This window comes from Microbispora triticiradicis, from assembly GCF_005864065.1.
In the GTDB taxonomy this organism is placed as follows: Bacteria; Actinomycetota; Actinomycetes; order Streptosporangiales; family Streptosporangiaceae; genus Microbispora; species Microbispora triticiradicis.
Genome location: NZ_VANP01000007.1, coordinates 404,528 through 414,745, shown reverse-complemented (window position 1 = coordinate 414,745; position 10,218 = coordinate 404,528). Strand labels below are relative to the sequence as shown.

The 10,218-nt window shown below is 70.9% G+C and carries 8 protein-coding genes; 5 read left to right on the top strand and 3 right to left on the bottom strand.

Features of this window, described 5'->3' with window-relative positions:
• Window positions 1–605: 605 nt before the first annotated feature.
• Together FED44_RS20875 and mgrA are read left to right on the top strand one after the other, a co-directional pair.
• Complete coding sequence (locus FED44_RS20875; RefSeq protein ID WP_138461770.1) at window positions 606–2,693, top strand: S9 family peptidase; 2,088 nt, start codon at window positions 606–608, stop codon at window positions 2,691–2,693.
• Entirely contained in the window at window positions 2,690–3,715 is a 1,026-nt protein-coding gene (gene mgrA, locus FED44_RS20870) for an L-glyceraldehyde 3-phosphate reductase (protein ID WP_138461742.1), read from the top strand. Before FED44_RS20875 ends, mgrA begins: the two co-directional genes overlap by 4 nt.
• A 117-nt stretch (window positions 3,716–3,832) precedes the next feature.
• Here mgrA and FED44_RS20865 read toward each other — a convergent pair whose 3' ends face one another.
• Window positions 3,833–6,238: a lysylphosphatidylglycerol synthase transmembrane domain-containing protein gene (locus FED44_RS20865; protein ID WP_244302106.1), complete on the bottom strand. Its 2,406-nt coding sequence runs from the start codon at window positions 6,236–6,238 to the stop codon at window positions 3,833–3,835.
• A 49-nt stretch (window positions 6,239–6,287) separates the two neighbouring features.
• Between FED44_RS20865 and FED44_RS20860 the strand changes: the two genes are divergently transcribed.
• The 3 genes from FED44_RS20860 to FED44_RS20850 all read left to right on the top strand — a co-directional run bounded on the left by FED44_RS20860 (window position 6,288) and on the right by FED44_RS20850 (window position 9,369).
• The gene (locus FED44_RS20860) at window positions 6,288–6,725 is read left to right on the top strand and encodes an RpiB/LacA/LacB family sugar-phosphate isomerase (RefSeq protein WP_117409651.1); all 438 of its coding nucleotides are present in this window, start codon (window positions 6,288–6,290) and stop codon (window positions 6,723–6,725) included.
• A 58-nt stretch (window positions 6,726–6,783) separates the two neighbouring features.
• Window positions 6,784–8,829: a molybdopterin-containing oxidoreductase family protein gene (locus tag FED44_RS20855; protein ID WP_138461740.1), complete on the top strand. Its 2,046-nt coding sequence runs from the start codon at window positions 6,784–6,786 to the stop codon at window positions 8,827–8,829.
• Between the two features lie 90 nt (window positions 8,830–8,919).
• Entirely contained in the window at window positions 8,920–9,369 is a 450-nt protein-coding gene (locus tag FED44_RS20850; RefSeq protein ID WP_117409649.1) for a hypothetical protein, read from the top strand.
• A 3-nt stretch (window positions 9,370–9,372) separates the two neighbouring features.
• Here FED44_RS20850 and FED44_RS20845 read toward each other — a convergent pair whose 3' ends face one another.
• Together FED44_RS20845 and FED44_RS20840 are read right to left on the bottom strand one after the other, a co-directional pair.
• A complete protein-coding gene (locus FED44_RS20845) occupies window positions 9,373–9,750 on the bottom strand; it encodes a VOC family protein (protein WP_117409648.1) in 378 nt (125 codons plus the stop codon).
• Window positions 9,751–9,791: 41 nt separating this feature from the next.
• On the bottom strand, window positions 9,792–10,037 hold the full coding sequence (locus tag FED44_RS20840) for a CBU_0592 family membrane protein (protein ID WP_138461739.1): 246 nt from the start codon (window positions 10,035–10,037) through the stop codon (window positions 9,792–9,794).
• Window positions 10,038–10,218 lie beyond the last annotated feature (181 nt).

Here is a 10,218-nt window from a genome sequence, read left to right as displayed (position 1 = left end):
GGAAAGGCACCGTCAAAGGAATCCGCCACCAACACGGTGACGGGGTCATGCATGATTCATGCACTGGCTTTTAGCACACTGTTGAGTTCTCAAGAAACGGACGCGACCACCATCACCCGAAACCCGTCAACCAGGTCCCACGCTCCGGGGCGTTTCGTTTCGCTTGTGGTCTTAATCCTTCCCGACCGGCCATTCCGTGTCAAATCCGCCCTATTCAGAACCGACTTGACCCGAAACCCGCCAACCGACAGGAATTCGACCGCCCCGTTTCCGGGGCAACCCCTCTAACTTACCCGAACCCTCACCCCGATGCAAACCGCACATCAGGACAAGATCCAGAAGAGCACGAGAGGCCGTCGGTCAACCGACCCGCGCACGCCAAGCCAACCACCAAGGTGATCGAAGAGGAGTGCGCCGGACCGCGCCGACATCACAAGATTACCAGGCCTCGGCAGCGCCATGACCCGAATGGAAACGAACGCATCCGAGGGGCGCCCTATTCCCGGTGTCGATCCCCTGGTGTCGATCCGGGGACCGCCCCCGGAGACGGCTCGGAGGAGCCGTGGCAGGACCATGCCGAACATAGACTTTGGCGGGTGAGCGACATGCCGCCTGTAGCGAAGAAGGTTCCTTTCGAGCGCAGCCACCACGGTGACACCGTGGTCGACGAGTACGCGTGGCTGCTCAAGAAGGACGACCCCGACACCATCGCCTACCTGGAGGCGGAGAACGCCTACACCCAGGAGACGACGGCCCATCTTGGGGATCTCCAGGAGACGATCTTCAAGGAGATCAAGGGCCGGACCCTGGAGACCGACCTTTCCGTGCCCACGCGCAAGGGCGCCTGGTGGTACTACTCGCGCACCGAAGAGGGCAAGCAGTACGGCATCCAGTGCCGGGTGGCCGCCGACGGCGACGACCCGCCGAAGCTGGAGCCGGGCGAGCCGCTCCCCGGTGAGCAGGTTCTGCTGGACGGCAACGAACTCGCCGGCGACAGCCCGTTCTTCTCCATCGGCACGAGCGCGGTCAGCCCGGACGGCACGAAGCTCGCCTATTCCACCGACTTCTCCGGCGACGAGCGGTTCACGCTCCGGTTCAAGGACCTGGAGACGGGCGAACTGCTCTCGGACGAGATCCCCGGGGTCTTCTACGGCGGCGCCTGGTCGGGCGACGGCTCCACGTTCTTCTACACGACCGTGGACGACGCCTGGCGGCCGTACCGGATCCACCGGCACACCCTCGGCCAGGCCTCCGAGCGGGCCGCCGACCAGAACGGGGACGTCGTCGTCTACCAGGAGGACGACGAGCGTTTCTGGGTGGGCATCGGGCTGACCCGCAGCCAGCGCTACCTCGTGCTCACCTCGGGCAGCAAGATCACGAGTGAGGTCCGGGTGCTCGACGCGAGCACTCCGGACGGCGAGTTCGCCGTCGTGCGGCCCCGGCAGACCGGCGTCGAGTACGCCCTGGAGCACGCGGCGGACGGGTTCCTCATCCTCCACAACTACGGCGGCCCGGACGGCGACGGCGCCGTCAACTTCGAGCTCGCCACCGCCCCCATCGACGACCCGGGCACCTGGACCCCGCTGATCGAGCACAGGGACGACACCAGGCTGCTCGACGTGGACGCCTTCAGGGACCACATCGTCGTCCACTTCCGCCGCGACGGTCTCACCGGCGTGCGGATCCTGCCGGGCGACGGCGGCGACCCGTACGACATCTCCTTCCCCGAGCCGCTGTACGACGTCGCGCCGACCGGGAACGCCGAGTTCGAGACGGGCCGCCTGCGGCTCGGCTACACCTCGATGGTCACCCCGCCGTCGGTGTACGACTACGACCTGCGGTCGCGCGAGCTGATCCTGCTCAAGCAGAAGGTGGTGCTCGGCGGCTACGACCCGGCCGACTACGAGCAGTTCCGTGAGTGGGCCACGGCCGACGACGGCACCAGGATCCCGATCTCGATCATGGTGCGGAAGGGCACGGACCGGCCCGCCCCGACCCTGCTGTACGGCTACGGCAGCTACGAGTCCTCCATCGACCCCTACTTCTCGGTGGCCCGGCTCTCGCTGCTCGACCGGGGACTCGCCTTCGCCATCGCGCACGTGCGGGGCGGCGGCGAGATGGGCCGCCGTTGGTACGAGGACGGCAAGCTGACCCGGAAGAAGAACAGCTTCACCGACTTCGTCGCGTGCGCGCGCCATCTCAAGGCCTCGGGCTGGTCGAGCCGGGTCGTCGCCAGGGGCGGGTCGGCGGGCGGGCTGCTCGTGGGCGCCGTCGCCAACCTCGCGCCCGAGGAGTTCGCCGGGATCGTCGCCGAGGTGCCGTTCGTCGACGCGCTGAACACGATCCTCGATCCCTCCCTGCCGCTGACGGTGACCGAGTGGGACGAGTGGGGCGACCCACTGCACGACCCCGAGGTCTACGCGTACATGAAGAGCTACTCGCCGTACGAGAACGTCGACGGCCGGCCGTACCCGCCGATCCTGGCCACCACCAGCCTCAACGACACGCGGGTGTTCTACCACGAGCCCGCCAAGTGGATCGCCCGGCTCCGCGACAGCGCGGCGGGCGGCCCGTTCCTGCTGAAGACCGAGATGGGCGCCGGCCACGGAGGCCGCAGCGGCCGTTACGACGCCTGGCGTGAGGAGGCGTTCGCGCTCTCCTGGATCCTCGACCGAGTTGGAGTGACCGAGTGAGCTATGTGGCAGCCGAGGGCCGGTACGGGCCCATGCCGTACAACCGGACCGGACGCAGCGGGCTGAGGCTGCCCGCCGTGTCACTCGGGCTGTGGCACAACTTCGGCGACGACAAGCCGATCGAGACGCAGCGGGCGATCCTCCGCCGGGCCTTCGACCGCGGGGTCACCCACTTCGACCTCGCCAACAACTACGGCCCGCCGTACGGCTCGGCTGAGATCAACTTCGGGCACCTCTACCAGCAGGACTTCGCCAGATACCGCGACGAGCTGATCATCTCGACCAAGGCGGGCTACGACATGTGGCCCGGCCCGTACGGCAACTGGGGATCGCGGAAGTACCTGCTGGCGAGCCTCGACCAGTCGCTGAAGCGGATGGGCCTCGACTACGTCGACATCTTCTACAGCCACCGCTTCGATCCCGAGACGCCACTGGAGGAGACCATGGGGGCGCTCGCCCACGCGGTCCGCTCCGGGAAGGCGCTCTACGCCGGCATCTCGTCCTACTCCCCGGAGCGGACCCGGCAGGCCGCGGCGATCCTGCGGGACCTGGGCACGCCCCTGCTCATCCACCAGCCCTCCTACTCGATGCTCAACCGCTGGATCGAGAACGGGCTGCTCGACGTGCTGGAGGAGGAGGGCGCCGGCTGCATCGCGTTCTCTCCGCTGGCGCAGGGCATGCTGACCGACCGCTACCTCGACGGCATCCCCCAGGACTCGCGGGCGGCGCAGGGCAAGTCGCTCGACCCGTCCCTGCTGTCGGAGGAGAGCCTGCGCCACGTCCGGCGGCTCAACGAGATCGCCGGGCGTCGGGGCCAGTCGCTGGCGCAGATGGCGCTGGCCTGGGCGCTGCGCGACCGCCGGGTGACGTCGGTGCTCATCGGCGCGAGCAGCGTGGAGCAGCTCGACGCCAACCTGGACGCGGTCGGCCGGCTCGACTTCGCCCAGGAGGAACTGGACGAGATCGACAAGGACGCCGTCGACTGCGGCATCAACCTCTGGGCCGCCTCCAGCGCCGAGTGACCGAGGTGAGCGTCCCGAAGTGACCCCGCGCGCCGGTCCGGGCGGCCGCGCGGGGCGGTGCCCGCTGAAAGGCAGTGCGGGGCGGTGCCCGCTGAAAGGCAGTGCGGGGGAGGCGGGTCAGAGGGCGTTCTTGCGCTGGAGGTAGGCGAAGGAGGCCCAGCCGGGAAGGACGGGCAGCCAGAACGTCATCAACCGGAACAGCAGCACCGCCGAGGTGGCGACCGTGGCGGGCAGCCCGGCGACCGTGAGGCCGACCGACAACGAGGTCTCCACCGCGCCGAGGCCGCCGGGCGTCGGAGCGGCGGAGCCGATCGCGTTGCCGGCGAGGAACACCACGGCGACGGCCGTGAATGACACGTCGCCGCCGAAGGCCTGTACGCAGCCCGCCAGGCAGATCACGAAGCTGAGCGTGAGCAGCAGCGTGCCGGCGACGGCCTCCAGGACCTTCCGGGGCGACTGCACGACGTCGAGCAGCCGGGGGATCACCCCCGAGAACAACGCGCGCACACGGGAGGTGACCACCCGGCGCAGCGGCCGTATGGCGAGCAGGATGAGGAACAGCACGGCCACCCCGAGCAGCACCATGAGGAGCCCGCGCGACGGGGTCAGGGACGGCGCGGCCTGCGTGCCGGTCAGATAGCCGAACAGCAGCAGCAGCATGATGTGCATGGTCAGGCCGATGAGCTGGGACGCTCCGACGCTCGCCACGGCGGCCCCGGGCGGCACCCCGCGCTTCTGCAGGTAACGGGTGTTGATCGCGACCCCGCCCACCGCGGCGGGAGCGACCAGCTTCACGAACGACCCGGCGAGCTGGGCCAGGATCGTGTGCCCGAGCGGCAGCGACTCGGGGACGAACCCGCGCAGCATCACCGCGGCGGCCACGTAGCTCAGCGCGGCCGCCACCAGCGCGACGCCGCTCCACGCCCAGTTGGCCGTGGTGACGACGGAGACCAGGTTGACCTGGCTGAGCTGGGGCAGCAGCAGGTAGGCCGCGATCACGCTGAGGATGATCGTGACGAGCGTGCGGGGGTGGAACCGCTCCAGCCGCACCTCCTCCACCTCGGCCTTGGGCTTCAGCGCGATGATCTGCTCGCGGAGCGCGGGCAGCAGGTGCTTGTCGCGGCGGGCGGCGGTCCTGGTGTCGCGGCTCAGCGCGATCCGCTGGAGCAGCGGCATCGCCCCGGCCAGAGCGTCCTCCCCCAGCGCCTTCGCCGCCGAGCGGACGGACCGCTCGGCTCCCACCCGGGTGCCGAGGTAGGAGAGAAGCTGGGCGATGTCGAGCCGCAGCAGCAGGTCACCGGCCGCGATCTCGCCGCTGCGGGCGTCCACGAGGTAGACGTCGCCGTGCGCGTCGACGTGGATGCTCTCGCCGGTGAGATGGCGGTGGGCCAGGCGGTGGGCCTGCAGCAGCCGCACCTGCTCCCACATCCGCGCGAGCAGCTCGTCGTCGAGGTCCGCGTCGTCCAGCTCGCTCACCGGCCGGGTGTCCACGTGCTCGTAGGCGAGCAGCGCGGCCTCGGTGCCGACCTCGCTGGTGCCCAGCAGGCGCGGCAGCCGTACGCCCGCCGCCTGCGCGGCGTACGCCATGAGCGCCTCGCGCTCCAGCTCGGCGCGCAGCGAGCGGATGGCCCGGCGCCGGGTCTCGTTGTTGAGCAGGAACCGCCGCCACAGCCGGTAGAGGACCCCCGCGACCTGGCGGTCCCGGTCGAGGACGGTCACGTCGACGGTGCGGTCGCCGGCGAGGCCGATGAGGTAGCGGCGGCTGCCCGAGCTGTCGTCCTCCACCCGCCGCGCGCTGACCGGCGTGAACCCGAGCCTGCGCAACGCGGCCAGCACGGCGCTGCCCGGCGGCCGGGTGTTGGCGCTGCCGATGCCGTACAACGTGCCGAAACCGACGGCGAGGCCGACGACGTAGGTGAGGATCACGCCGAGCGCGGTGACCTTGGTGGCGGTGAACAGCGCGAACACGTCGAGGCCCAGAGCGACCCACATGAGCGCCCGCCAGTGGGGGCGGCGCGACATCCGCACCGCCGTGGCGTAGGCGATCGCGGGGGTGAGCACGGTGTTCAGCGGCTCGACGTCCCGGTTGCCGGTGAGCAGCTGCCTGAGGTCCGCTGGACCGGACTGCACCAGCCACTCGCCCAGCGCGTACGAGACCAGCAGGGCGAGGATCGCGGCGATCAGCCCCTGGGTGACGCGCATGCCGTCGCGGTGGAAGACCCGCTCGACGGCGAACGCCACCGGGACGACCAGCACGGCCACGCCGCCCAGCAGCCCGGCGGCGGCCGACAGCACCTCGGGCGCGCGGCCGGTGCCCGTGTGGACGTCGGACTCCAGGCCGTTGAGCGTCCGCTGCAGGGCCAGGGCCAGCAGCACGACGGCGGCGAGGGCCAGCAGCGTGAGCAGGAACCGCAGGGCGTCCGAAGGACGGCGGATCCGCTGCGGCAACAGAGGCTCGACGACCAGGACGACCCCCGGGCCGGGGGTGTCCAGTGTCAGGTCCTGCTCCTTGATGCCTCTCACCACCAGCGATTCTGTGCGATCTTCGCACTCAGTGTCCAGAATTAATGGCATGCATATATCCCTGGCCTCGGACAGCCTCGACGGGATCGCGCCGGCGCTGGCCGCCGAGGTGGAAAGGCGCGGCCATACAGTCACACTCTATGGAGCGCTGGCCCCGGACGGCCGGGCCGACTGGGCCTGGTGCTGCTCCAGCGCCGCGCGGGACGTGGCGGAGGGCCGGTCGGACCAGGCCGTCGTCTGCTGCTGGACCGGCACCGGCGCCTCCATCGCGGCCAACAAGGTGGCGGGGGTGCGGGCCGCGCTGTGCGCCGACGCCGTCACCGCCGCGGGCGCCCGAAAGTGGAACGACGCCAACGTGCTCGCGCTCAGCCTCCGCCTGACCTCCCAGCAGGTGCTCACGGAGATCCTGGACGCCTGGTTCGCCGCCGCGCCCAGCACCGAACCCGAGGACGCCGCCAACATCGCGTACCTGCGGGAGATCCGCTGAGGACGGTGGGAGGACGCGGCGAGAGGGCGGCCGACAGCGGCACGCTAACGTCGAGGCCATGAGCACGTCGCTACCCATCCTGGGCGCCTGTCCGCTCGACTGCCCCGACACCTGCTCCTGGGTCGTGACCGTACGCGACGGCGAGGCCGCCGCGCTGCGCGGCAACCACGACCACCCCTACACGCGCGGAGCCCTGTGCGTGAAGGTGAACCGCTACCTGGAGCAGGTCCGCGCGGCGGACCGGATCCTCCACCCCCTGAAGCGGGTCGGGCCCAAGGGGTCCGGCCGGTTCGAGCGCGTCCCCCTGGACCAGGCGCTGGCGGAGATCGCGGCGAGGCTGACGTCGATCGTCGAGGAGTACGGCGGCGAGGCGATCTGGCCGTACCAAGGCACCGGGACGCTCGGGTACGTCCAGGGCGAGTCGGGACAGGCCGGGCGGCGGTTCTGGAACGTCCTCGGCGCGTCCCGGCACGATCTCAACATCTGCGCGCGGGCGGGCAACGACGGCCTGCGCTACGTCAACGGGACCCCCGGCGGCATGGACCCCGAGACGTTCGCCCTGTCCCGGCTGATCCTGCTGTGGGGCACCAACACGCTGACCAGCGGGCACCACATGTGGAAGTTCGTCCAGGACGCCCGCGCCGCCGGAGCCTACGTCGTCGCGATCGACCCCGTCCGCACGCGCACGGCCGACCAGGCGGACGAGCACCTGCCGATCCGTCCCGGGACGGACGCCGCGCTCGCGCTCGGCCTGCTGCACGTCGTGCTGGAGGAGGGCGCCGAGGACCGGGCGTACATCGAGGAGCACACGACCGGCTGGGACGAGTTCGAGGCGGAGATCCGCAGGCATCCCCCGGCGCTCGTCGCGGAGATCACCGGGCTGCCCGAGGAGCGGATCAGGGCCCTCGGCGTACGCCTCGCGCACACGCGGCCGACCGGCATCCGGGCCACGATGGGCATCCAGCGGCACGAGGGCGGCGGGACCGCGATGCGGACGATCGCCTGCATCCCGGGCGTGACCGGCGACTGGCGGCACCCCGGCGGCGGGGTGGCCTACTCCACCTCGGCGTACGCGCCCACTGGGCCCGACCCCCGCGACGACCTGCTCCCCCACCCGGTGCGCACGCTCACGATGACCCGGCTGGCCGACGGACTGGACGAGTCGGTCAAGTGCCTGTGGGTCTACGCGGCCAACCCCCTCGGCTCGACCTCCGACCAGAACCGGATCAGGGCGGCGCTGGCGCGGGAGGACCTGTTCACGGTGGTGATGGAGCAGTTCCCGACCGACACGGCCGACTACGCCGACTACGTGCTGCCCGCGACGATGCAGATCGAGCACCTGGACGTGCATCACGGCTACGGCCACATGTACATGGTGTGGAACGAGCCCGCCGTCGCGCCGCCGGGCGAGTGCCTGTCCACGACCGAGACGTTCCGCCGGCTCGCCCGGCAGATGGGCCTGACCGAGCCGTCCCTGTACGACACCGACCTCGAACTCGCCGAGCAGACGCTCGCCCAGGCCGGGATCACGCTGGAGGAGATCCGCAAGCAGGGCTGGGCGCGGCTGCCGGCGGCCGACCCGTTCGTGCCGTTCACGGAGGGCTTCCCGACCCCGAGCGGCCGGCTGGAGTTCGCCTCCGAGCGGGCCGAGGCGGCCGGGCTGCCGCGCGTCGCGGGTTACGTGCCGTCGCTGACGGCCCGTACGGCTCCCGCCGACCGGCCGCACCCGCTCGTCCTGGTCACACCGGCGTCGCACACGTTCCTGAACACGACGTTCGGCAACAACCCGGAGCTGCGCAGGCGGTCGAAGGGCCCGCGGGTGCTGGTCAACCCGGCCGACGCGGCGCCGCGCGGCCTCGTGGACGGGCAGGCCGCCCGTGTCTTCAACGGCAACGGGGAGTTCCGGGCGTACGTGGAGGTCAGCGACCGGGTCGCGGCGGGGGTGGTCGCGGCGCCGAAGGGCCACTGGCCGAAGCACGCGGCCGGGGCCAACCCCAACGCGGTGGTGGACGAACGCGACGCCGACATGGGCCGGGGCGCGGTCTACCACGACAACTTCGTCGACGTCGCCCCGCTCCCGGAGGGGGTCACCCTGGAGGGATAGGGGTGCCGGGGGACCTGTCCAGGGGGCGTCAGGGGATGCTCAGGGACTTCCCCGATGCCGCCGGACCACCCGGGCAGGCACGCTGTAACCATGAACGAACTCACCCGAATGGACGAGATGTCCCTGGCCGGCGCGGCCCTGCGCGGCGCTCCCTGGCGTGCCGCGGCGACGGCCGGCGGGGCGGTCGCAGCCACGAGCTTCCTCCTGGGCGTCATCCTGCCCGGACCGGCGGACCTGACCTGGGCCCTGTGCTCGGGGATCACCCTGTTCGCCCTCGTCGCGGGGATCGGATCGATCTCCAAGCCGAACGTGGGCGACCGGGTGACCCGGCAGGCCCGCCACTGGGCGTTGCGGCACCCCTGGCGCTTCTCGCTCTACCCGGGGCTGGGCGCGGCGGCCCTGATGTACCCCGTGCAGCTCGTGATCGACCGCGAGGGCGTCTTCGGCGCGGGCTGGGACGCGCTGTGCGGGGGCCTGCTCGTGCTGCTGGTCACCGCCGTCTTCACGCTCTCCATGCGGAGCCGGGCCAAGGGCGCGTGAGTCTCAGGACTCCCGCTCCGCCGCGCTGCGGCACACGCAGAGTTCGTTGCCCTCGGGGTCGAGCAGCGTGACCCAGCCCGCCCCCTCGGGGGTGCGGTGGTCCTCGTACGGCTTGGCCCCGAGCGCGAGCAGCCGCTCGACCTGCTGGTCGCGGGTACCGTCCCCGGTCGGGTTGACGTCGAGGTGGAGCCGGTTCTTGACCGTCTTGCCCTCGGGCACCCGGATGAAGAGCAGGTGCGGAGGACCGTCCGGGCGGTCCAGCATGACCTCGTCGTCCTCCGGTTCGGAGCCGACGAGCGGCCAGCCCAGGGCCTCGCTCCACCACTGGGCCAGCTCGTACGGCCGGGCGCAGTCGAAAGTCATCGTGTGGATCTCAAGCATGCGCCCACCCAACCGCGACACCGTCAAAGGTGTCAAGCCGGTTATGTGACCATTCGCCGCGGCCGGAGCGATCGGACGAGGCCGGCCGCGGAGACCACGGCCCACACCCCCTCCAGCAGCAGGAACCCCCAGTCGGCGTCCGCGTACGCGAGCCCCGCGAGCACCGCGGAACCGACGAGGTTGAGCGTAAGGTAGATCTTCGACCGGCCGTCCAGGACGTTCATCTGGGAGAGCAGGAACGCGCCGAGGACGAGGACGGCGCCGGCGATCTGCAGAAGCTGGTTCATATCCCTTCGCCCGCCGTCTTCGCCGCTCCGGGTACGGCAGGCACCTCGTCCGGGAGGACCGCGAGTCGCGCCCCTCACAACCCCAACATATCCGTTGTGCGGGAGGATTCGCGCGATCTGTGGTGGAGGCCATGGATATGCCGGGTTACCGGCGGGTAGCATTCGGGCTAGAGTTACCGAC

Excerpts from the sequence above, each read along its gene's own strand:
- FED44_RS20875 (WP_138461770.1), top strand. The coding sequence starts at position 606 with ATGCCGCCTGTAGCGAAGAAGGTTCCTTTCGAGCGCAGCCACCACGGT.
- FED44_RS20860 (WP_117409651.1), top strand. The coding sequence starts at position 6,288 with ATGCATATATCCCTGGCCTCGGACAGCCTCGACGGGATCGCGCCGGCG.
- FED44_RS20855 (WP_138461740.1), top strand. The coding sequence starts at position 6,784 with ATGAGCACGTCGCTACCCATCCTGGGCGCCTGTCCGCTCGACTGCCCC.
- FED44_RS20850 (WP_117409649.1), top strand. The coding sequence starts at position 8,920 with ATGAACGAACTCACCCGAATGGACGAGATGTCCCTGGCCGGCGCGGCC.
- FED44_RS20845 (WP_117409648.1), bottom strand. The coding sequence starts at position 9,750 with ATGCTTGAGATCCACACGATGACTTTCGACTGCGCCCGGCCGTACGAG.
- FED44_RS20840 (WP_138461739.1), bottom strand. The coding sequence starts at position 10,037 with ATGAACCAGCTTCTGCAGATCGCCGGCGCCGTCCTCGTCCTCGGCGCG.